At 47.3% G+C, this 24,405-nt stretch carries 18 protein-coding genes; 11 read left to right on the top strand and 7 right to left on the bottom strand.

The genetic code is table 11. The annotated features are described in order from the left end of the window. Nucleotides 1-161: 161 nt before the first annotated feature. The 8 genes from ABZR88_RS13325 (at nt 162) to ABZR88_RS13290 (ending at nt 15,888) form a co-directional block, all read left to right on the top strand. Nucleotides 162-1,781, top strand: coding sequence for a DUF6377 domain-containing protein (locus ABZR88_RS13325; protein ID WP_107826859.1), 1,620 nt, complete (start codon nt 162-164; stop codon nt 1,779-1,781). 544 nt (nt 1,782-2,325) lie between these two features. Beyond that, nucleotides 2,326-5,367, top strand: a complete 3,042-nt coding sequence (locus ABZR88_RS13320) for a TonB-dependent receptor (RefSeq protein WP_107826860.1) — start codon at nt 2,326-2,328, stop codon at nt 5,365-5,367. 33 nt (nt 5,368-5,400) lie between these two features. After that, nucleotides 5,401-7,026 (top strand): RagB/SusD family nutrient uptake outer membrane protein, encoded by a 1,626-nt coding sequence (locus ABZR88_RS13315; RefSeq protein ID WP_107826861.1) that lies wholly within the window; start codon nt 5,401-5,403, stop codon nt 7,024-7,026. 21 nt (nt 7,027-7,047) lie between these two features. After that, nucleotides 7,048-8,118 (top strand): SusE domain-containing protein, encoded by a 1,071-nt coding sequence (locus ABZR88_RS13310; RefSeq protein ID WP_107826862.1) that lies wholly within the window; start codon nt 7,048-7,050, stop codon nt 8,116-8,118. Between the two features lie 137 nt (nt 8,119-8,255). Next, a complete protein-coding gene (locus ABZR88_RS13305; RefSeq protein WP_107826863.1) occupies nt 8,256-10,709 on the top strand; it encodes a glycoside hydrolase family 31 protein in 2,454 nt (817 codons plus the stop codon). Nucleotides 10,710-10,724: 15 nt separating this feature from the next. Continuing rightward, nucleotides 10,725-12,578, top strand: coding sequence for a glycoside hydrolase family 13 protein (locus ABZR88_RS13300; RefSeq protein ID WP_107826864.1), 1,854 nt, complete (start codon nt 10,725-10,727; stop codon nt 12,576-12,578). Nucleotides 12,579-12,664: 86 nt separating this feature from the next. Then, nucleotides 12,665-13,975 (top strand): MFS transporter, encoded by a 1,311-nt coding sequence (locus tag ABZR88_RS13295; RefSeq protein ID WP_369434691.1) that lies wholly within the window; start codon nt 12,665-12,667, stop codon nt 13,973-13,975. Nucleotides 13,976-13,986: 11 nt separating this feature from the next. After that, on the top strand, nt 13,987-15,888 hold the full coding sequence (locus ABZR88_RS13290; protein WP_107826865.1) for an alpha-amylase family glycosyl hydrolase: 1,902 nt from the start codon (nt 13,987-13,989) through the stop codon (nt 15,886-15,888). Between the two features lie 92 nt (nt 15,889-15,980). Here ABZR88_RS13290 and ABZR88_RS13285 read toward each other — a convergent pair whose 3' ends face one another. The 3 genes from ABZR88_RS13285 to ABZR88_RS13275 all read right to left on the bottom strand — a co-directional run bounded on the left by ABZR88_RS13285 (nt 15,981) and on the right by ABZR88_RS13275 (nt 17,453). Further along, entirely contained in the window at nt 15,981-16,370 is a 390-nt protein-coding gene (locus ABZR88_RS13285; protein ID WP_146166461.1) for a hypothetical protein, read from the bottom strand. A 152-nt stretch (nt 16,371-16,522) separates the two neighbouring features. Beyond that, nucleotides 16,523-16,825: a hypothetical protein gene (locus ABZR88_RS13280; protein WP_107826866.1), complete on the bottom strand. Its 303-nt coding sequence runs from the start codon at nt 16,823-16,825 to the stop codon at nt 16,523-16,525. 19 nt (nt 16,826-16,844) lie between these two features. Beyond that, the gene (locus ABZR88_RS13275; RefSeq protein ID WP_107826867.1) at nt 16,845-17,453 is read right to left on the bottom strand and encodes a bifunctional 2-polyprenyl-6-hydroxyphenol methylase/3-demethylubiquinol 3-O-methyltransferase UbiG; all 609 of its coding nucleotides are present in this window, start codon (nt 17,451-17,453) and stop codon (nt 16,845-16,847) included. A 118-nt stretch (nt 17,454-17,571) separates the two neighbouring features. Between ABZR88_RS13275 and ABZR88_RS13270 the strand changes: the two genes are divergently transcribed. After that, the gene (locus ABZR88_RS13270) at nt 17,572-18,594 is read left to right on the top strand and encodes an LLM class flavin-dependent oxidoreductase (protein WP_107826868.1); all 1,023 of its coding nucleotides are present in this window, start codon (nt 17,572-17,574) and stop codon (nt 18,592-18,594) included. 28 nt (nt 18,595-18,622) lie between these two features. Here the strand turns inward: ABZR88_RS13270 and msrA are convergent, their stop codons facing one another. From msrA to ABZR88_RS13250, 4 genes are all read right to left on the bottom strand, one after another. Further along, nucleotides 18,623-19,111: a peptide-methionine (S)-S-oxide reductase MsrA gene (msrA, locus tag ABZR88_RS13265; RefSeq protein WP_107826869.1), complete on the bottom strand. Its 489-nt coding sequence runs from the start codon at nt 19,109-19,111 to the stop codon at nt 18,623-18,625. Between the two features lie 102 nt (nt 19,112-19,213). Continuing rightward, nucleotides 19,214-19,504 (bottom strand): SelT/SelW/SelH family protein, encoded by a 291-nt coding sequence (locus tag ABZR88_RS13260; RefSeq protein ID WP_107826870.1) that lies wholly within the window; start codon nt 19,502-19,504, stop codon nt 19,214-19,216. 15 nt (nt 19,505-19,519) lie between these two features. Further along, nucleotides 19,520-20,296 (bottom strand): hypothetical protein, encoded by a 777-nt coding sequence (locus ABZR88_RS13255; RefSeq protein WP_146166462.1) that lies wholly within the window; start codon nt 20,294-20,296, stop codon nt 19,520-19,522. A gap of 25 nt (nt 20,297-20,321) precedes the next feature. Further along, a complete protein-coding gene (locus ABZR88_RS13250) occupies nt 20,322-20,495 on the bottom strand; it encodes a hypothetical protein (RefSeq protein WP_170113530.1) in 174 nt (57 codons plus the stop codon). 219 nt (nt 20,496-20,714) lie between these two features. Here ABZR88_RS13250 and ABZR88_RS13245 point away from each other — a divergent pair, with 219 nt between their 5' ends. After that, nucleotides 20,715-23,411: an alkaline phosphatase family protein gene (locus ABZR88_RS13245; RefSeq protein WP_245916982.1), complete on the top strand. Its 2,697-nt coding sequence runs from the start codon at nt 20,715-20,717 to the stop codon at nt 23,409-23,411. A gap of 152 nt (nt 23,412-23,563) precedes the next feature. After that, the gene (locus ABZR88_RS13240) at nt 23,564-24,367 is read left to right on the top strand and encodes a hypothetical protein (protein ID WP_107826874.1); all 804 of its coding nucleotides are present in this window, start codon (nt 23,564-23,566) and stop codon (nt 24,365-24,367) included. Nucleotides 24,368-24,405 lie beyond the last annotated feature (38 nt).

Raw genomic sequence — 24,405 nt, 5'->3', positions numbered from 1 at the left:
AATGGACGATATTGGCCATTACTTGGACAAATCTGACAAGGCGAAGATGCTGGTTGTGGAAAAAGTATTAAACCATTATTTAAAATCGCACTTTCTACTAAGCCTAAAAATATCTACTTTTCCATCCTACTAAATCATAAACCGAATTTAGTTATCCCCTGATGAAGCGTTTATTGGCTGTTTTATTGTTGTGCACCCTGGGCCTTGTGCCGGCTTTTGCTGACTCGCGCACGGATGCGCTGTTTGATACTTTGAGAAAAGAATTTGACAAAAAGAGCACTTACGACCTGCAAAAGGAGCAACGGATTCAAAAACTCAAAGATCAGCTCATTCATACTCATGCGGTTAACCTTCAATCGCAGTTTACGCTGAGCAATCATCTGTATAACGAGTATAAATCCTATCAGTTCGATTCGGCCTATGTATACGCTAACAAGCTGCAACAGCTGAGTATCAATATGCACGATAAACAGCGCGGCGATCTGAGTAAAATACAGATGGGTTTTATTCTGCTATCGTCTGGAATGTTTAAGGAAACCTTTGATAGTATGCACGGCATTGATGTGCAACGCCTTGCCGATAGCTCTAAGATGGAGTATTACTCTATTATTACGCGGGCTTACTATGACTTGGCTACTTATGATAACGACCGTAACTATGCGCCCAACTATACCCGGCTGGCCAATCAGTATATTGATTCGGCTATTGATTTGAGTAAGCCTGGATCGTATGATCATATTTATCTCACGGGCTATAAGAAGTTCCGTAACGGATCTTATGATTCGGCAGCGGTGATCTTCAACCAGCTGTTGGGAACAAAATTGACCGAGCACCAGTACGCCATCGTTACTTCCACATTAAGCAACGTTTATCTTAATACCTCGCAGCGCGATAAGTGTACCGAACTGCTCATCAAAGCCACCATCAGCGATATTCGCTCATCTACCAAAGAAACCCTGGCCCTTTTTTGGTTGGCAGAGCTGCTTTATAAAAAAGGCGATATCAAGAATGCTTATGTTGCTTTACAGCATGCACTGGTTGATGCCGAGTTTTATGGCGCCCGTCAGCGCAAGATCCAGATAGGTAGTTTGTTGCCCATCGTGGCTTCAGAGAAATTAACTTACATTGAGCGCGAGGAGCACCGGTTTATTGTGTTTTTAAGCCTGATAACCGTTTTGGCCATATTGGTTATTGTTACCTCGGTCATATTATTCAAGCAATTGCAAAAGCTGAAGACCAAGGAGAAGATCATCGATGATAAAAACAATCAGCTGGAGAAGGTTAATGAAGCTTTGATGGAAGGCACCCGTATTAAAGAAGAATATATTGGTTACTTCTTCAATCTTATTTCAGGCTATATTCTTCAGTTAGAAAAAATTAAGCGCTCTATAGATACCCGGTTATCACTCAAAAAATATGAGGATATCCAGATCATGGCCGATAGGATCAACATCAAAAAAGAACGCGAAACCTTGTTCTATACATTTGATCATGTGTTCCTGAAAATCTTCCCGCATTTTATTGAAGACTTTAACGCTTTATTTAAAAAAGAAGATCAGATCTGGCCCAAAGAGCATGAAGTGCTTACTACAGACCTGCGCATATTTGCCCTGATGCGTATGGGTATTACAGATACCGAAACCATTGCCAAAATACTGGAGTACTCAGACAAAACCATCTATGTATATAAGATGCGTATTAAGGCCAAAGCCATAAATGCAGATGGTTTTGAGGAGAATATCATGGCCATAAAAGCGGTTGATGTTAGCGGCAAATTTTAACAATTATTCTTACTCCCTTATAATCTCGCCATTACTGTGTCAAAACACGTAATATCATAGCTAAAACCGGCATTGAAAGCCCATTCTTATCGTTGAAAACTCGCAATAAGCGTTAAATTTTTTTACACTTGTTGTTTTGTAATTATCTGTAAATCAATTAGTTGATTTTTTAAAATGGCGATTTTATTTAAATTTTTTATAAAAAAGTAGTTTTCGATTTTTTCCCGCTCTTAATTTGTATCGTCACGGTTCTGTTACAGAAGACGGATGTCTGCCAGTGCACAACCATGACTTATAAACCAATTAAATACTTTCTTAAAAGCGCATAAAGCAAAATGCTGAAACCGGCAAATTATCCCCAACGTGAGGACAGGGATGAACGGCCCTATTATTCGCTAAGCTTTTGCCGTTGCAGCTTTAAGAAAATAGAAACCTGACTAATTAAAACTGCGTATGAACAAACTCTACCCAACCTGAAATAACACCATTATTTCACACCAAACTTAGGATACACTAAACGATATAAACCAAATTATATAACTCAATGAGAAATAAAATTTTACAAAAATGCATGCTTCTTTTCGCTTTGCTGCTCATGTCGGGACTGACATTTGCGCAAACCGGAAGCATTACCGGTAAGGTAGTTGACGAGCATCAGCAGCCTTTACCCGGGGCAACGGTTGTTTTGCAGGGTAGCACCATTGGTACTACTACAGATGCAAACGGCGTTTTTAGAATAAGCAATGTAAAACGCGGTACCTACAATCTGGTGGCCAGCTTTATAAGTTATAATTCGCTAACTAAATCAGTTACACTGAGTGGTGCCACCGTGGCGGTAGATTTTGATCTGCAGCCGGCATCAAAAGCACTGAACGAGATTGTGGTAATTGGTTACGGTACCGTTAGAAAAACCGATCTGACCGGTTCTGTTGCCAACGTAACAGCCAAAGATTTTAACCAGGGCGCCAATACAACACCTGAGCAACTGATTCAGGGTAAGGTACCAGGCGTATCTATTATCTCTAACAGTGGCGCGCCGGGTTCTGGTAGCACCATTCGCATCAGGGGAGGGGCTTCTATTAGCGGCAGCAACAATCCGTTAATTGTTATTGATGGCGTGCCGATTGATAACACGCGTAACCCTGACGGTACTTCAAGAATTTCAGGCGTGGCAGATCCGCTGAGTTTGATCAATCCTAACGATATCGAATCATTCTCTATCCTGAAGGATGCGTCGGCCGCTGCTATTTACGGTAACCGTGCCTCCAACGGTGTAATCATTATCACCACAAAAAAGGGACAGTCTGGCAAGCCGGTTATCACGTTCAGTGCACAGGCTTCAATGTCTAAGCTTCCTAAAGAGGCCAGCGTATTGAGCGCAAGCCAGTTCCGCTCGTTTGTGGCGGCACATGATAGTTCTGGCTTTTACACCAAATTTTTAGGCAACGCCAATACCGACTGGCAAAAAGAGATCTATCAAACCGCTTATAGTACAGATGATAACGTGGGTGTTTCTGGTACCACCGGTATACTGCCGTATCGTGTTTCTGTTGGTTTTACCGATCAGAACGGTATTCTGAAAACCAGCTCGTTACAAAGAAATACCGCTAATATTAACCTGAGCCCAAGCTTATTTGATAAACACCTGAAAATTAATTTTAATGCCAGCGGCGCGCACGTTCATCAGCGTTTTGCTAATGAGAGCGCCATCAGCAGTGCCGTATTTATGAACCCAACGGTGCCGGTTTACTCGGGAAACAGCAACTACGGTGGCTACTGGCAATGGCTGGACCCTAATAATTCGCCAACTTACCTGAAACTGAATACGCCTAAAAACCCGGTTGGCCTGCTTAACCAGGAAGATAACCGCAGCGATGTTTACCGATTGATCAGCAACCTGCAATTGGATTACCGTTTCCACTTCCTGCCTGACTTGCATGCCAACGTGAACTTTGCTTATGACGGCACCAGGGGACAGGGGCATGATAACATTTCTGACAGCTCGGCCACTAACTACAGAAAATCATACCTTGATTCTAATAAAGTTTACCATGGCGGTAAACGGAGCATCTATAAACAAACCAGCGCCAACAAGCTGTTTGAGGGTTACCTGAGTTATGATAAACAGATTAAAAGCATCAACAGCCACATCAACGTAATTGCTGGCTACTCTTATCAGGATGTTGCGGTAACCGTTTTCAATTACCCTGGCTATTTCTATGATGGCGCACAAACACCCAACAGTACGCCAAACTATGCGTACAGTTTGGATGAGAACAAGCTGCAGTCGTACTACGGCAGGTTAATTTACTCTTATGCCGATAAGTATTTATTAACGGCTACCATCCGTAGAGACGGATCTTCTAAGTTTGATAAGTCTGGCCGTTACGGTACATTCCCTTCTGTGGCCCTGGGCTGGAAGATCAGCGAAGAGGATTTTCTGAAAAATAACCCGGTATTGTCTAACCTGAAGTTGCGTGTAGAATATGGTGTAACAGGTAACCAGGACGGTATTGGCAACTATGATTACCTGGCCGATTACACGCTGAGTGGTAAAACAGGTTCCTACCAATTAGGAAATACTTATTATCAAGGTTACAGACCGTCACCTTACTACCCTGGCCGTACCTGGGAGCAAACAGCCACCGCTAACGTAGGCTTTGACTATGGTTTCCTGGAAGACCGCATAACCGGTAGTATCGATTACTTTCACCGCAAAACCACGCACCTGCTGGCCGTGATCAACCAGCCTGCCGGTACCAACTTCTCTAACCAGATTACCGGTAACGTGGGCGATATGACCAACAGCGGTGTTGAGTTTAGCATCAACGGCCAGGTTATCAAACAACAAGATCTGAGCTGGAATGTGGGTTTCAACGTAACCTACAACCGCAACAAGGTAACCAGTTTGCCAGGCGTATCATACCCGGGTATTGCTGATGGTGCTATCTCTGGCGGTACCGGTTCTAAAATTGAAACCAGCTTTACCGGCTACCCTGTACACTCGTTTTATGTGTTGCAGCAGGTTTATAATGCTGCCGGTCAGCCGATTGAAAACTTGTTTGTTGATCGTAACGGCGATGGCACCATCAACGCCAGCGATTTGTACTTCTACAAAAGCCCCGACCCTAAATTCTACTTCGGTTTCAGCTCTGACGTAAACTACAAAAAATGGAACGCCGGTTTTGTGGCAAGGGCCAACCTGGGTAACTACGCTTATAACAACATTGCATCTAACGCAGGCGTGGTTGCCAGTATGCTGCAAAGTGTATCGGGCGGTTTCGTCAACAATGGCTCTACGGCGGTGCTGAAAAGCAACCTGACGGGCAATACATCTAATGATCGCCTGTCTGACTACTACATTGAAAACGCTTCTTTCCTGCGTATGGATAATGTGCACATCGGTTATAATGTGGGCAAGTTGTTCAATGGTTCTGCCGATCTGAAGATCAGCGCTAACGTTAACAACGTGTTCCTCATTACCAAATACAGCGGTGTCGATCCGGAGATTGCTAACGGTGTAGACAATAATTTCTACCCGCGCCCCAGAACCTTTGTGTTGGGTCTTAACCTGAGTGTTAGATAATAGTGCAGCTCATTTTTGATAAACATTACGACAATGAAAAGAAATTCAATAAAATATATAATGATGGCCGCCCTGGTAGCGGGCAGTCTATCAGCCTGTAAAAAGGGTATGGACCTTACACCAAACTACCAGGTTACCGCGTCGAGCGTTTACTCAACCCCGGCTGGCTATAAACAAGCGCTGGCAAAGGTTTATGGTAGCATGGCCCTTACCGGTAACACCGGTCCGTCTGGAAGCCCGGATTTGCCTATTGGCGATGAAGGCCAGAACGTAGATTTTTTCCGTACCTGGTGGGGCGCACAAGAGCTCTCTACAGATGAGGCGGTAAGTAATTGGGGCGATGCCGGTCTGGCTGACTTCCATAACCTGAACTGGAACTCGTCTAACAACTTCCTGAAAGGTTTATACTACAGAAGTATGTACCAGATTACGCTTTGTAACGATTTCATCCGCCAGTCAAGCGATGCCAACCTGAGCAGCCGCGGCATTACCGGTAGTGATGCTACCGATGTGCACTATTACGTTGCCGAAGCCCGCTTCATTCGCGCGTTCCAGTACTGGGTATTGATGGATTTGTTTGGTAACCCACCCTTTGTTACCGATGCCAATGCAGTAGGTTCTGCATTGCCGCCACAAACAGACCGTAAAACGCTGTTCAATTATATTGAGAGCGAACTGAAAGCGATTGATGGTAGTTTGAAAGCGCCAAGAACGAACGAATACGGTCGCGCAGATCAGGCGGCAGAGTGGGCATTGCTGGCCCGTCTGTACCTGAATGCGCAGGTTTACACAGGCACTGCCCGTTATGCCGATGCCATTACCTACGCCAATAAAGTAATTAATGCAGGTTACACGCTGATGCCGGTTTATGATAACCTGATGCTGGCCGATAACAACGTAGCCAACACCGAGTTTATCTGGACCATCAACTACGATGGTTTAAAAACCACCAGCTACGGCGGTACCACTTTTATGACCCATGCCCAGGTAGGCGGCAGCATGCCTGCAGCAGCCTTTGGTTTAAATGGTGGCTGGGGCGGTATGCGTACCACCCGCGCACTGAGCGATCTGTTTCCGGCTAATACCAGCACTGCCTTCCCTAACAATGGTAACCCTGATACCCGCGCCGAGTTCTGGACCGATGGACAGACTGCAGACATTAGCGATGTTACCAACTTTACCGGTGGCGGCTATGGCGTAAACAAATACCGCAACGTGCTGTCTACCAATGCGGCACAATCCGGCTCAAGCAAAGATTACTCGGATGTTGATTTTCCGGTTTTCCGCCTGGCTGAGATGTATCTGATCTATGCCGAAGCCGTATTGCGCGGCGGTACCGGTGGCGATGCTGCCACAGCTTTAACCTACATCAATAAGTTGCGCACACGTGCTTATGCAGGTAAAACAACCGGCAACATTGCGGCCAGCGACTTAACTACCGACTTCATCCTGCAAGAACGTGCCCGCGAGCTTTACTGGGAGTGCCAGCGTCGTACAGACCTGGTGCGCTACGGTCGGTTTGCAGAGTCTACTTACCTGTGGCAATGGAAAGGTGGGGTGAAAACAGGTACAGGTGTGCCTTCATTCCGCAACCTGTTCCCAATCCCGGTAGATGATATTAACGCTAACAGCAACCTGAAACAAAACCCAGGCTATTAACCCATATTAAAGACATTCAAAATGAAGACGATTTTAAATAAGTTTTTAGCCGCCGGCAGCATAGCGCTGCTCATCATGGCATCTTGCAAAAAAGATGAAATGAAGGTTACGGCCACAAGTGGTACGGCGGGTACGTTAAGCGCTAATAGCACTACGGTGGTGTTAGTCAAAGCAAAGGCTGCGGATACCGCCACCGTTGTCAGCTTCAAATTCAGCAAGGCCGATTATGGCTTTAGCGCAGCAGTAACCAATACCCTGCAAATTGATGCTACGGCCGATAACTGGGCCAGCCCGCAGTCGGTCACCTTATTGGCCAACACCTATAGCCAGGGCTTTTCTACTAATGATTTTAACAGCCTGCTGTTAAGGCTCAACTTGCCTACCGGTAAAGCATCGCAAATCTCTGCCCGTATTATGTATAGCGCCAGCAGCAGTATTAAAACGGTTTACAGCAACGTAGTTACGCTAACTGTTACGCCCTACGCGCTCATCTCTTACATCTACGCGCCGGGTATGATGCAAAACACCGATGCAACGCTACAATGGCAGCCTACTACGGCAGATAGTTTGGTATCAGCAACCGGTAACGGTATATATACCGGTTACCTGCATTTCTCTGCCGGCGATCAGTTCAAATTTACGCCTGCCAAATCATGGAGTACATCTTATGGCGATGCTGGTAGCGGTAAGATCAGTTTATCATCTGGCACTAACCTTACTGCTCCGGGGGCTGGTCTGTACCAGGTTACAGTGGATCTGAATGCCAATACGGTTACCTACACCAAGTTTGAGCACTTGTGGAGCGTAATTGGCGACGGCGCCCAGGGCTGGAACCCCGGGAACGATGTGGACTTGACGTTCAGCATCAATGCCAACGCTTACCAGGTTACAACGGCATTGGTTAAAACCGGGGCCATTAAATTCAGGGCAGACCATGACTGGGCTTTGAGCTATGGCGATGTATCGCCGGTGAACGGTCAGCTAACCAGCAGCAACGGTGGCAATATTGCGGTACCTGCAAATGGTAACTATCTGATTTCACTCAGCTTTGGCAACCCTATAGCTCCTACATACACCCTTGTAAAAAAATAAAACACGATTAACTAGACTGATAACTAGCCCGCCCTACGGGGTGGGTTAGTTTTAAGATTGTTTATTTGATAGTTTGATACGTAGGGTTTTATGCAGATTTTTAATTGAAATGCGTCGACCCTGAAAAGAATTTAAAAATGAATATCAAATTCTACTGTGCTGTAATGTTACTGTCGCTGGCCGGATACGCTGCGGGTTTTGCCCAAAATAGTCCGGTGAAGAAGACGGGCAACGTAAAGAACGTGACGATAGATGGCCAGCAGATCTCGCTGACAACCGATAATGCCTGGGCGCAGATCACGGTGTACAGCCCCGATGTGATCCGCATCAGGATGGATAAACAGCAGTTGACGCCCGATTTCTCTTACGCGGTTATCGAGCAGCCGCAAAAGGTGAAGGCCAGCATTACGCAGGATGCCAGCCAGATCAGCATCGTTACAGATTCGCTGAAGGCGGTGATAGGTAAGGCGCCTTTCTCGGTAACCTTTTACACCCCTGACGGCAAGGTGATCAACCAGGATGAAACCGGACTGGCTACCTCATGGGTAAACGAATCGGTAACCACTTATAAAAAAATGCAAGAGGGCGAACGCTTCGTTGGCCTGGGCGAAAAAACCGGCGATCTTGATCGCCGCGGCAGTGGGTATACCAACTGGAATACCGATTCTTTCGGTTACTCAACCGGGCAAGATCCTATTTACAGCACCATTCCGTTCTATATCGGTATTCACCACGGCCTTAACTATGGCATCTTCCTGGATAATACCTACCAAAGCGATTTTAACTTTGGTGCCAGCAATAACCGCTTCTCATCTTTTGGGGCGCGCGGCGGTGAGATGAACTATTATTTCATCTACCATAAACATCTGGCCGATATCATTACCTCATACACTGCCCTAACCGGCCGGATGAAAATGCCGCCGCTCTGGAGCCTGGGCTACCAGCAGAACCGTTACAGTTACTATCCCGAGACCGAGGTGATGCGCATTGCCCAAACGCTGCGCGAAAAGCAGATTCCGGCTGATGGTATTACGCTGGATATCCATTACATGGATCATTACAAAGTGTTTACCTGGGATAAAGCCCGGTTCCCCGATCCGCGTAAAATGACGGACAAGCTGAAGGAGATGGGTTTCAAAATAACCGTAATTGTTGACCCTGGTGTTAAGGTAGAGAAAGGCTACGGTACCTACGAGCGTGGCCTGGCCGCCAACATTTTTGCCAAATACCCTGACAGTACCAATTACACCGGCGAGGTTTGGCCAGGCTGGTGCCATTTCCCTGATTTTACAAATCCAAAAGCCAGGGCCTGGTGGGGTACCGAACTGAAAAAATACGGCGAAGACGGTGTAAGCGGCATCTGGAACGATATGAACGAGATTGCCACCTGGGGACAAAAAACGCCCGACAATATTCTTTATGATTATGATGGCCGCCAGGCATCTAACCTGCAGGCGCACAATGTTTACGCCCTCAACATGGCACGCGCCAGTTATGAGGGTGCTAAGGAAGCTTTTGGCAAACGCCCATTTGTGCTAACAAGGGCAGGTTATGCGGGCTTCCAAAGATACTCGGCCATGTGGACCGGAGATAACCGGGCCGAAGACAGCCACATGCTTTTAGGCGTGCGTTTGTTAAGTAGTCTTGGTTTAAGTGGTGTGGCCTTTACCGGCATGGACATCGGCGGTTTCACCGGTAACGGCACACCATCTTTATTTGCCCGCTGGGTGCAGATCGGTGCTTTTAATCCTTATTTCCGCAATCACACGGCGGTGAACACCAAATCGGCAGAGCCATGGTCGTTCGGCGAGGAGGTGACCGAGATCTCCCGTAATTACGTCAACCTGCGTTACCGTTTGCTGCCATACCTGTACAGCACATTTTATGAGGCCACGCAGAATGGGCATCCGGTGGTGCGCTCGCTGGCTATTGATTATACCTTCGATCAGAACATCTATAACACGTTGTTCCAGAATCAGTACTTGTTTGGTCATGCCTTCCTTGTGGCGCCGTTTGAGGGCGGTGCACAGTATGGTAAAGTCTATTTCCCGGCAGGTAAATGGTATGATCTGTATAACGATGAGGTGCAAACAGGCAGCCAGCAGAAAATCATCGACGTGAAGATGAACAAGCTGCCGGTTTACGTAAAAGAGAGCAGCATAATCCCTATGCAATCGCTCATCCAAAGCACAGCCCAACAACCAACCGATACGCTGACCATCCACATCTATCAAGGTAACGCCAACAACAGCTTTACCTATTATGAAGATGACGGCGAAAGCTATAAATACGAGCAGGGCGATTATTACAAACGCCTCATTAGCTATGATGCGGCCAAACACAGCATCACGCTAGCCAAGCCAGAGGGCAGCCTGTCGTCTAAATTTAAAAATATCAAATTGGTAATGCACGGCTTTGGCGGTACCTTTAAAATGGGCGGTAAAGCGCTGAATGTAAAAGACGATTTTTCATCGATGATTCAACCCATCTCGCGCTTTGATCCGCAAGGCTCAGATAACCCGGTTGAGGGAGCAAAAGTGAAAAGTGCCGTTATCAAAAATACATCAGAACAAATTACCATCAGCTACTAAAAACAATCCATCAGCATGAAGATCAGGCTATTCATCACCTTTATATTACTATCCTTAACCGGAAACCTTTGGGCGCAAGGCTTACCGGCGCTGGAGAGGATAGAACCCATGTTTTGGTGGGCAGGGATGAAGAACCCCAAACTGCAATTGATTGTGCACGGTAAAGGCATTGCGCAAAGCAGCGTTGTTCTGGCTTATCCCGGTGTTAAGCTGGCTGCCGTACATAAGGTGGACAACCCTAATTACCTGTTCTTAGATCTGCTGATCTCGCCATCGGCCAAAGCCGGCGCTTTTACCATCAACTTCAAAAAAGCCAGTGGCAACCTGAGCTATCGCTATGAATTGAAACAGCGCGACCGCTCACCAAACAGGGCGCAAGGCGTGACCAGCAAAGATTTGATCTACCTGCTGATGCCTGATCGTTTCAGCAATGGCGATCCGTCTAACGATGTGGTAGCCAGCATGCGCGAAACCACACTGAATCGAGATAGCATGTATTATCGTCATGGTGGCGATTTGCAGGGCATCATCAATCACCTGGATTATCTGAAAGATTTGGGTGCAACTGCCATCTGGCTTACGCCGGAGATTGAGAATGACGAGCCCCATGCCTCATACCACGGCTACGCCGTGACAGATCATTACAAGGTCGACCCGCGTTATGGTACCAACGCACTGTATAAAGAGCTGGTAGACAAAGCGCATGCCATGGGCTTGAAAATAGTAAAAGACCTGGTGCACAACCACGTGGGTACCGAGCATTGGTTTATTAAAGATATGCCGATGAAAAGTTGGGTGCACCAATGGCCGCAATACACCCAATCAAACTTCAGGGATGCGGCGGTGATGGACCCTCATGCCTCGGCTGCGGACCGTAAAGTGATGCAGGACGGCTGGTTTGACCACAGCATGGCCGACTTGAACGAGAGCAACCCTTACGTGCAAAACTACCTCACCCAAAACCACATCTGGTGGGTAGAGTATGCCGGGGTAGATGGTTTCAGGCTCGATACTTATCCCTATAATGATCCGGCCTACATGGCCGATTGGGCGCGTAAGGTAAAGGCAGAGTTTCCCCGCTTGTCTATTTTTGGAGAGACCCTGGTTTGGAGTGTGGCCAACCAGGCCTATTTTACGCAGAGCAATACCGTTAACCGCGGTTTTGACACGCAATTGCCCGGCGTAACCGACTCACAAATAAAAGATGCCATTGCCGAAGCGCTGAACGGTAAAGAAGGCTGGACCGATGGCGTTAATCGCCTGTACTCGGTATTGGCTCAGGATTTTTTATACCAGGATGCAACACGCAATACCGTATTTCTGGATAACCATGATATGAGCCGGTTCCTGTCCATCGTGGGCGATGATTTTACCAAGTTTAAATCGGGCATGGCCATGTTGCTCACCATGCGTGGTGTGCCCCAGCTTTATTATGGGGACGAGATCTTGATGAAAAATCTCTCTGATCCCGACGGCAAAGTGCGCCTGGATTTTCCGGGCGGCTGGCCGGGCGATAAGGCCGACAAGTTTACCGCTCAGGGTCGTACTGAAAAAGAAAACGAAGCTTTCAATTATATCCGCACGCTGGCCAATTATCGTAAAACCAGCACTGCGCTGCAAACCGGTAAGCTGATGCAATTTATCCCGCAAAACGGGGTTTATGCCTACTTTAGGTATGATGCGCAGCAAACCATCATGGTTATTTACAACAGTACCGATAAGGAAACCACCGCAAATACCTCCCGCTATAGCGAACGAACGACCGGCTTTAACAGCGCCACCAACATTATTACCGGCCGGCAGCTAAGCAATTTTACACAGTTAACTATCCCCGCTAAAACCACATTAGTTTTTGAATTGAGGAGATGATTTCACTTGATGAAATGAGAGGTTCAGCATCCGCCGGGAGTGGTTTGCTGCAACGCCCGCGCCTTAGCTTTTGGCAAATTTTTAACATGAGCTTTGGTTTTCTGGGCATACAATTTGGCTTTGCCCTGCAGAACGGCAATGCCTCGCGCATCCTGCAAACTTTTGGCGCCGATGTAGAGCATCTGTCGTTATTCTGGCTGGCAGCGCCGGTAACAGGCATGATCATTCAGCCCATTATTGGTCATTATAGTGATCGTACGTGGAACCGTTTGGGCAGGCGTAAACCTTACTTTCTGGCTGGTGGCATACTGGCAGCTATTGCTTTGGTGCTAATGCCCAACTCGTCTTTGTTGTTGTTTTTGCCGCCGTTGCTGGTAGGAGCCGGCATGCTAATGCTGATGGACGCCACCTTTAACGTGGCGATGGAACCGTTCAGGGCGCTGGTGGCAGATAATCTGCCCGATAGCCAGCGAGGGTTGGGCTTTTCTGTGCAAACGTTTTTAATTGGCGTAGGGGCGGTGTTGGGGTCGTGGTTGCCTTATGTTTTTTCGTCATACTTCGGCGTTGCCAAAACGGCGCCGCAGGGGCATATTCCAGATAACGTACTGTTCTCTTTCTATACCGGTGCCGCTGTGCTGGTGCTGAGCCTCGTGTATACCATGGTTACCACCAAAGAGTATCCTCCGGAGGTTTACGAGCACTTTAGTCGGGAAGCAACCGAAGAACATCAGGGCGGGCTGCTCACCATCTTTAAAGACCTGGCACATGTGCCCCGCACCATGCGTCAGTTAGGGCTGGTGCAGTTTTTCTCGTGGTTTGCCCTGTTCTCTATGTGGGTATTTATGGCGCCAGCCGTGGCCGAGCATATTTACCACGTAAAACCCGGCGATACCACCTCAGCCAAGTTTGCCGATGCCGGTAACTGGGTGGGGATTTGTTTTGGTGTCTATAATGGAATTTCGGCTGTTTATGCATTGTTTTTGCCCGCAATAGCGCGGGTTACCGGTCGCAGGGCGGCGCATGCTTTTTCGCTTGCTGCGGGTGGGGTAGGGCTGTTGTCGGTGTTCTTTATCCATAATGCCAACTGGCTACTATTGCCGATGCTGGGTATTGGCCTGGCCTGGGGCAGCATTTTGGCCATGCCTTATGCCATACTTTCTGGCGCTATCCCAGCCAAAAAGATGGGCGTTTACATGGGCATCTTTAACCTGTTCATCACCCTGCCGCAAATAGTAAACGGCTTTTTCGGGGGATGGGTAGTGAAAACCATCTTCGGCGGACAGGCCATCTACGCCATTGTGCTGGCCGGCCTGTTTATGTTCTGCGGCGCGGTGTCTGTGCTTTATGTGCATGACGAGCACGATGATAAGTTTAGCAATAATCAATTACCGGTTTAAGCCTTGTACCTATGAAAAGATTGCTCTTACTAATTACCTCAATTGCTATGTTAGGTACAGCCTGCAGCAAAAAAAGCATGGATGTATCGCCCGATAATGGCACTAACGGCACTACCACCATAACCAATGGCAAGCCCTTGCCCTCTGGTGCTAACGATGGCGTAACGTTTATTAACTCAGGCACATCGGTTATTTTTAATCTTTATGCGCCGGGCAAGGCGTCGGTTAGTGTGATTGGCGAGTTTAACAACTGGCAGCCCACAACCATGAACCAAACCCCCGACGGCACACGCTGGTGGGTGCAGATCGATAACATCGACCCAAACAAAGAGTACGCTTACCAATACCTCATCAACGGTTCACTAAAAGTTGGCGATCCTTATTGCGAGAAGGTGCTTGATCCGGATAATGATAAAAATATCCCTGCAAGTGTTTATCCAAACCTCAAGGCGTATCCAACAGGGCAGACTGGTATTGTAAGCGTAATGCAGGCCAACCAGCCGGCCTATACCTGGAAAAATACGGGATTCACCCGGCCTGATCCAAAGAAACTGGTGATCTATGAGTTGCACGTGCGTGATTTTATTGCCGCACACAACTATAAAACGTTGACTGATACGCTGAGCTACCTCACTCGCTTGGGCGTTAACGCCATAGAACTGTTGCCTATAAATGAGTTTGAGGGCAATTCATCCTGGGGATATAATCCCAACTACTTTTTTGCGCCCGATAAATATTACGGTACCAAGAATGATCTGAAGACATTTATTGACGCCTGCCACGGAAAAGGCATTGCCGTAATACAGGATATTGTTTTGGAAGATGCTTTCGGTTCAAGCCCGATGGTGCAGATGTATTACAACAGCGCGGCCAATGCGCCGAGCGCAGATAATCCGTGGTTTGACGTAAAGAACATGCACCCCGACGCGGTTGGTTTTCAGTTTAATCATCAGAGCGTCGCTACCCAGTATTTTACCAAAAACGTAATGAAGTTCTGGATGCAGGAGTACAAGATTGATGGTTTCAGGTTTGATCAGGCTAAGGGGTTCACGCAAACCAACACAACCGACGAAGCCAGTTGGGCTGCTTATGATGCCAGTCGCGTGGCTTTATGGAAAATGTATAACAGTTACATGAAAAGCATCGATCCCAACTTTTACGTGATCTTAGAGTACTTTGCCGGTAACCAGGAAGAAAGCGAATTGGTGAACCAGGGTATGATGATGTGGAGCAACCTGAGCACTCCCGCCCAGCAGGCCACCATGGGCTATGCCACCGGACCGGTTTGGGACGTTTCTGGTTTGTTTTATGACCGGTACGGTTTTAGCACTGCCGCCGGCCTGATCCCTTATTTTGAAAGTCATGATGAAGAGCGCCTGCAATACAAGAATGAGCAATATGGCAACAGCTCAGGTACGTATAATGTGAAGAGCCAGGCTACGGGCCTTGCCCGCGATGAAGCCGGCGCAGTGATTATGCTATCGGCTCCCGGTCCGAAAATGATCTGGCAGTTTGGTGAATTGGGTTATGATATCAGTATAGACCAGAACGGGCGCACGGGCGAGAAACCCATCCACTGGGAATATCAGCAAGATGCCAGCCGTGCACATTTGTACAGCGTTTACTCCAAAATGATTAAATGGAAGATCAATAATGCGGTGTTCAACACATCCACGTTTAGCTATAGTTTAGACGGACCGGTAAAAAGCATCAGCCTTTCTGATGCCAGCAATAACGTGGTGACAGTAGCCAATTTTGACGTTGTTGCGCATAACACACTGTTGCTATTTCCATCAACTGGTAGCTGGTACGATAATTTTTCAGGACAGAGCATCAATGTTGCTTCGGCCACCAATAGCATGAGTTTGGCCCCGGGTGAGTATCATGTTTACAGTACAAAACCATTGAATTAAGTGTAAATCCCATTTCTTCTGGAGTAAGGGGAGTACTAAAAAGGCCGGCTATATAAGCCGGCCTTTTATCATACTGTATGTTTTTTCGTTTATTATTTGGCTTTCTTCTTTGCTGGTTTGGTCGCTTTTTTTACAGGTGCAGCTTTAGCGGGCGCAGCAGCTTTTGCCGGTTCAGCTTTAGCGGGTTTATTGGCTTTAAAGCGCATATCTGCAGCGCCATCTTTCTTGGTCGGTCCTGCGGGAGCCGTTGTTGCCGCCGCTCCTTTATTGGCTTTGTAACGCATATCCGGCGTTCCGTCTTTCTTGAGTGGTCCGGCAGGTGTCGTTGCCGTTTTATTGGCTTTAAAACGCTTGTCTGGCGTACCATTCTTTTTAACCTGTTTGGCGGTCCTGGTATTCAGGGCTGCAGAAGCTGTGCCTGCATAAGTAAAAGTAGCAGCACACAGGATCATCGCGATCATTAGGGTGAATACTCTTTTCATGGGATTTTTTTTATTAAAGCTATGAAAAAATACCCGGAAAAACAAGCGCAAGTTGCAAATGGTCAGTTATTTACGGAGTTAAATTGAATCGGAATTTCAAGAGGTGCCCTAACAAGTGCAAGTTTATTATTTGGAACCTTTATCTAATAGCTTTACAGTGCAGGTTGGTCCAGAAAGTGTAAGGCTAATTGTGTCCATTCATCGTCCAAAGAAAGATCGGGGCGCAGCTTTCCGGCCCGTCTATACCAGTAATCGGCATTCCAAATATCTCCCTCTTTACGGTGCAGGTAGGCATGTATCCATGCTGATGCCTGGTCGTCCAGTTCATCTACCTGCGCGTGGGCCTGGTGCCAGTCGCCTTTGCCGTCATACCAAAGGCTTTTGAGTTGTACCGGCAATCCAACAGGAGGGGCCGCTAATTCAAGGGAGGCTTTAAATGCGTTTAATGTTTTCATACTTAGTAGGCTAATTTGATCAGATTTTTTGCAGGCACCAGGTGGTCATACATCGCAGGTTCTGCACATTGGTTGTTTTGATGGGTTCATGCAGCCGCGCGTTCAGGCTTTCGGTATAGTTCAGGAGCATCTGCTGATTCACAAGAAAACGCTCGCTGCCATCAGGCAATAAATAACGCCCATTATCCAGGGGACGCACCAGGGTTTCAATACCTATATCTGAGGCCAGCCTGGCAAAAAAATAGCCGCCGGGTTTCAGTACCCGCCACATCGAGTGGAGCATATCGTCAAAATGTTCCGGATTTTTAGCGAAGTGAAGCACCGCACTGCTAATCACCAGGTCAAAAGAATGATCTGCAAGGGGCAGATGCTCTGCTGATGCGACGGTAAAGTTCCCTTCATTAACAGGCGATAATGAAGCTGCCAGTTCCTGAACCGCCGCTACCGCGCTTGGATTGGGATCAATGCCATACACCTCATAACCATTCTGCAGAAAATAAATCAGGTTGCGTCCACCGCCACAATCTGCGTCGAGCACTTTTTTGCATTGATTATAAGTGCCTTTAAGCAGCTGATCAAAAAGATAGATATCTATATTGCCGTAAAGTTGCTGCAGGTTGGATGTCATAACTCAAAGGTAAAAAATGTTGTCTGCTTACTTTATTGCTTTCAAATGAAAAGTATCTCAAGACAAATGGGATAATATGACCTAATTTTGGTATCCCATAGAATAAGAATCAGTACTTATGAAGAAAATAGGATTTTTATCATTTGGCCATTGGTCTGAGCATCCGGCCTATCAAACCCAAACGGCAGGGGATACCTTGCTGCAGTCTATTGACCTGGCGGTAGCCGCGGAAGAGATTGGTTTGGATGGCGCTTACTTCCGGGTACATCATTTTGCGCGCCAACTGGCCTCGCCTTTCCCTTTACTGTCAGCCATCGGCGCTAAAACAAGTAAAATAGAAATAGGTACGGGTGTGATTGATATGCGTTATGAGAACCCCATGTACATGGTAGAAGATGCCGGCGCTGCCGATCTGATCTCAGGCGGCAGGCTACAACTGGGAATTAGCCGGGGTTCGCCGGAACAAGTGATTGATGGCTGGCGTTATTTTGGTTATGAACCGGAAGAAGGGGAGACTGACGCTGACATGGGGCGGCGCAAAGCGTTGGAATTTTTGGATATGTTGAGAGGGGAGGGCTTTGCTCAACCCAACCCATACCCCATGTTTCCAAATCCACCGGGTTTACTGCGGGTGGAGCCTCATTCAGAAGGACTGCTTGAGCGTATATGGTGGGGAGCCGGTTCTAACGCCACTGCCGTTTGGGCGGCAGAGAATGGCATGTTTCTCCAAAGTTCTACTTTAAAAGATGACGAAAGCGGGAAGCCTTTCCACATTCAGCAGGCCGAGCAGATCAGGCTATACAAAGAAGCCTGGAAGGCAGCAGGGCACCAGCGGGAGCCAAGGGTATCTGTAAGCCGTTCTATATTTGCCTTAGTAACCGATAATGACCGGTATTATTTCGGGCAGCAGGGGAAAAGTGCCGATACTTTTGGATTCATTGAAGCCAATAAGCGGGCTGTTTTTGGCAGGAGTTATGCGGCAGAGCCGGATGAACTCATCAAACAACTGGCTCAGGACGAGGCCATCAAAGAGGCAGACACCTTATTGCTGACCATACCCAACACTTTGGGGGTAGATTATAATGTTCATGTGTTATCTGCTATTTTGGAGCATGTGGCACCTGCATTAGGCTGGCGGTAGCAGATATGCTAACCGCCAACTTGATTGCTTATAACGTCCATTCTGGTCGTTCAAAGTGGCAGGTATAACCCCAAGGTTGTTTCTGCAGGTAATCCTGGTGTTCTTCTTCTGCATCCCAGAAATCGCCGGCAGGTACTACTTCTGTAACTATCTTACCGGGCCATTTGCCCGAAGCTTCCATTTCAGTAATCAATTGAATGGCGGTATCTTTCTGTGCTTCATTCAGATAGAAGATTGCCGAGCGGTATGAGGTGCCAATATCATTTCCCTGACGGTTACGTGTGGTAGGATCATGGATCTGAAAAAAATACTCCAGCAGCTTACGATAAGATAATACAGACGGATCAAAAGTTATGGCAATCCCTTCTGCATGCGTTCCGTGATTACGGTAAGTTGCATTTGGTACATCACCGCCGGTATAACCCACCACGGTAGAGATTACCCCAGGTTGCTGGCGGATCAGTTCTTCTACGCCCCAGAAGCATCCTCCGGCTAAAATTGCTTTTTCAGTTTGCATAAATTCGTTTTTAAAGGTGATGACAAAATCGTGCCAGCAGCAATAAACGGTCTTTCTGTCAGTCGCTCGCGCCTGTAGCTGCAAGGACAAACACTATTCAGGCTATTTTACATCCGAATGTCCCAGACTTTTTCCGGGATTGACGATATCGCGCACCAGTTGTTTTAGCTCTTTAATCTCCGGGAACCGGCCTGCCACCCGGCGGTCAAACACCACCAGTTCATCCACGCTAACCACGTACGTGCCAGAGGTTTCACTGGGTTTTAACAATACGCCATGCACATCGTCCGTAAAGGTGGTCAGCAATTCCTGCGCCATATAGGCAGCTCGCAGCATCCAGCCACATTTAGGGCAATATTCAATACTAACGGTGGGTTTTTGAGTGATAGACATACGCGAAAATAAAAATTACTGGTATTGAATATAAACCGGAATTGGTTTCAAGCTCAATACCTCTGCCGGCGTCAGCATCCGGTGCGGCTCGTTTTTAAGGTCGTTCTTATAAAAAAGCTTAAAACCTGTAAACTGAACCGGCTCCTGTGCAATAAAATATTGATAGGTTTTTTGCTTGCTTTCCGGACTACCCCAGCCATCCATATCCATCACCACCTGTACTTCATTGCGCAGCTGTATGGCCTGGTAGTTGGTAACCATGCGGCGCGTGAACCGATGTACTACAAAGATTTTTGGCGGCAGGTTATATTTTCTGACCAGATCGCCTAAATAACCGGTCACGTAGTTAATATCAGTCGCGTCAAATGTACCAATGCGTTTGCCGGGTACGCTGCCTTCCTTCATAGAAAACTCCGGATCAATACCGAAATGCACATTTGGCATGCGCAAATATTTTTCCAGTAAAGGAAGCTCGGTCTGTACGGTGCTAAAGCCCACCTGGATATCCAGAAACACCAAAGCATTAATTCTTTTTGCCATACGCAACACACTATCTATCTGGCTAAAAGGCATGCGCAGGTTGTGCAGTCCGTTGCGGCCGGCATCAGCCTGGGCTGTCACACATATATAGTGGAGGGCCGGGATAACGGGCGTGCCCGGATCAGCCTGTTCCCAACGCTTTACTTCAGATTGCAGCTTACTCAGCATAACCGGGGCCGGATATTGGCCCAATACCCCCATGTTTTTAGAATACATGTTGCCATAGTAAGCCACCACCCGGTTAAACGGCAAAATGGCACCAGGCAGGGGATATGTACTAGTTTTTACCGGCCAAACGTCTCATCAACGAGTTGTAATGCGTTGTGTCCAAAGCTATTGCATTTTTAATCAGCGTATCTTTATTATCAGGGCCACCCTGGGCGTATCCATTTAAAAATAAGCCACAGCAGCAAACGGCGATGATGAGCGGTAAGATCAGTAATTTTTTCAAGCGGTTAACGGCGTTATACAAGCCACAAAAGTACAATAAAAACTTCCGGCTCGCTGGTTGTTGGATCGGTTTGATTGCTCTCGGGGATGAAAACGACCGAATCGCCGCTGATAGTATAATGATGATATCAATGTAATATGAAATTATAATTACTTATGCATTAATGTCATCGTCCTGCCCAAGATTATTCGTAGCATTACACCTTTATTTATCAGCTCCATGATGACACGTAATTTTCTGTATTCCTCTGCATTAGTGCTCCTGGCGGTTGCGTCAGGATGCCACAATTTTACAGGTAAACAATCAACCAACGGTAATTCAACAGATAATCACAGCGGTTATGACGATAGCACACTCCGCCAAACACAGGCGCCTTTTCTGCTGCCTTATAACCGCATTATTCAACCGGCAGGTGATGTGGTGCGTTATGGTAGTACGGGCGATGAAAATCATACCCTGGATGTGAAAGTGATGCCGGGCAGCAACCTGCTGGCGGTGGAAGACCGTTATGGTATTGCCGTTATAGATCCGCAGGACAAGAAAGTACTGGCCCGTTGGGGATACGCATCAGACCCGAAATACCGTGGATTGATGAGCACTTACTCGGGCATCCAGGTATTGCAGGAAGATGGTAAAGTGTCCATCTTTTGGAGCGCAGCTAATGGCGATAGTCATCAATCTTATGTACTGAAAGCAGTTTGGGCCGATAACCAGCTTGTACAGACTGATGCCATTCCGTTTAAACCGGAAGGAGATTCGCCACTGGCCCTGCCTAATGAATTGGCCATAGACCAGGAAAACGGCATCAACTACCTTTTTGTAGTGCTGAACGGCAACAACCGCCTGGTAAAAATGAATCTGAAAACGCACGACGTCCAATGGTCTAAGCCTATTGGTGTGGCGCCTTATGGCCTGGTGGTGTCAAACGGTAAAGCTTATGTGAGTAACTGGGGGGGTAAACAACCCGCAGCGGGCGATAAAGCAGAATCTGCGGGCGTACCTTACGGTAAGGCTTTTATCGATCCTAAAACCGGGGCCATTAACAATGGTACCCTTAGCGTGTTTGATGAAAAAAGCGGTGCGCTGATCTCTGAAATTAAAACAGGCTTGCATCCTAATGATATGGTGGTCAGTCATGATGGTCGCTTTATTTACATAGCTAACGGCAATAGTGATAATGTAACGGTGGTTGATGCAGCGCAAAATAAAGTTGCGGCAACCATACCTGTAATGCTGTTTAAAGAAAAGCAACGTCTGATTGGCGATTCGCCTAATGCCTTGTTGCTTAGTGCAGATGACCACACGCTTTATGTAGCCAATGGCATGGATAACGCTATTGCTGTGGTTCAGCTTAATGGCGCCAGCGGCGCTGTTAAAGGTTTCATTCCGACCGAGGCATATCCTTGTGGCCTGGCTCAAAATGGTAATACCTTGTTTGTAACCAACCTGGAAGGAGAGGGCGCACGTGTAAACAGCATGGCGGTTACTACCGGCCGTGATGTGCCTAAAACTCCTGGAGGCGCTTTTAACTCGCACCATCAATTGGCTACCTTATCTATTATTAAGGTACCTGGTGAGGCTGAATTATCAGGCTATACCGATCAGGTGAGAAAGCTGAGTCTGGCATTCCGCGCCGAGATTGCCGGCCTGATGCCGCGTAAAGGCGTGGCGCCGCAGCCGGTCCCAGAACGTATTGGCGAACCGTCTGTGTTTCAGCACGTGCTCTATATTATTAAAGAAAACCGTACATACGATCAGATACTGGGCGATATGCCTGAAGGCGATGGTAATGCCGATCTGTGTATTTTTGGCAGCAAAGTGACCCCGAACGAGCACCAGATAGCGCGCGATTTTCTGTTGATGGATAATTACTATGTATCCGGCAAATGCTCTGCTGAAGGCCATCAGTGGACGGATGCGGCTATGGCGACCGATTACGTTGAGAAAAACGTGCGTGCCTGGTTCCGCAGCTATCCGCATGTGCAAACTGATGCGCTGGTATATGATCAGAACGGCTTTATCTGGAACAACGCTGCCGATCATGGCAAAAGCGTGCGCATTTATGGCGAGGCCTGTACCCCGCATTATGAGCAGGGTACCACCTGGGCCAAGGTTTATGATGCTTACCAAAACGGAAAGCCGTTTAAATTCACCAACACATCTACTATATCTCGCGTGCGGCCAATGATGTCGCCTAACTTTGCATGTGGCAATGATCTGACCATTCCAGACCAGCTGCGTGCAACCGAATTTATTGACGAACTGAAAAACTACGAAAAGCAGTCTGGCGACCAGCTACCACAACTGATGGTGATGGCACTGCCTGATGACCATACAGGAGGCATGCGCCCGGGATCGCCTACGCCACGTGCGCAGGTGGCCGATAATGACCTGGCGGTTGGTCGTATAATTGAAGCGCTGTCTAAAAGCCGTTTCTGGAAAAATACAGTGGTTTTTGTGACCGAAGATGATTCTCAAGCCGGCTGGGACCATGTGTCTGCTTACCGTACTACCGGTTTTGTGGTTAGTCCTTACAGCCGCATGAAACAAACAGTGCATGTAAACTATAATCAAACCTGCGTGGTGCGTACCATAGAGCAGATTCTGGGCATCCCGCCGATGAATGCGATTGACGCTACGGCTCTGCCTATGTTTAAATGTTTTAATAACACTGCAGATCTTTCCATTTACCATGCTCAGCCTAACCAGATTGCTATTAATGAGCTGAATGCCAAGCTTTCTGATCTGAAAGGCCACGATCTGTACTATGCTAAACAATCACTTCGCCCTGAATTTGATCATATAGATGGCGGTAATGACGACTTGATGAACCGCATTATCTGGTACTCGGCCAAAAAATCTAAACCTTACCCTAAAAAATATGCCGGGAAAGACGATGATGGCGATGACGATTAATACTCAGACCAACTAATAAGGGGTACTGAAATATAGCATACCCCGCAAACAGAAAAGGCGCCGAGAGGTGCCTTTTCTGTTTCATTGAGGATGCATGCGGTTAGATTTTGATTTATTTTTTGCTATTTTAAAACCCCGAAGCAAATCGCAAAATGGAAATGACCGAACCACTCAGGGGAAGCCGACTGGTGCATCCGCTGGACAACCGTAACCTAAGTTTTGAAAAATATATAGATCATAACACGCTGGAAGGCGTGCCCGCGGCTGTAGATTTCTCTAAAAAGAAACGCACGCCATGGCGGCGCATGGGCAATTGGACGGCTAACAATTGCACCTGTGCAACTGCCGGACACATGATTGAGTGCTGGACAGCTAACGCCACCCATGAGGATATCATATTAACCCGCGAGGTGATGGAAGTCTACATAGCTTTATCTGGCTACAATCCCGAAACGCACGAAAATGATGATGGTCTGTATTACCAGGATGTTTTGAAATACTGGCGTAAAATCGGTATCGGTGATCATAAAATAAAAGCTTTTACTACCGTAGATCTGAAGAACCCGAAGCTGGTTCGTGCGGCGGTGTATACGTTTGGTGGTGCATATCTTGGGATGGAACTGCCCAATACCATCATCAAGCAGGAACTCTGGGACGTAAAGCCCGGCGGGCTGACTGGCGACCGCGCCGTTGGTTCTTTTGGGGGCCACGCAGTAAACATTGTGGGGTATGACGAAAATTTTATTTACGTTATCAGCTGGGGAAAAGTTAAGCGCCTTACCTGGGAGTTTTTGGAAACTTACGGCTATGTGCTTTACGCCGTTATGAGCGAAGATTTTTTTAAGGCAGGCGTTACACCACTCGGCCTCAGTCTCAACGCCCTTGAAGATGATCTAATGACTCTTTCAAAAGCAAAGAAAACATTGGAAAGACAACTGGGCGAACAACACGATTGAATTATATTTCAGGATTGATACTTATCCAATCCGAAAGA

This window comes from Mucilaginibacter yixingensis, assembly GCF_041080815.1.
Taxonomy (GTDB): Bacteria; Bacteroidota; Bacteroidia; order Sphingobacteriales; family Sphingobacteriaceae; genus Mucilaginibacter; species Mucilaginibacter yixingensis.
This window is presented reverse-complemented; position numbering and strand designations above follow the sequence as displayed.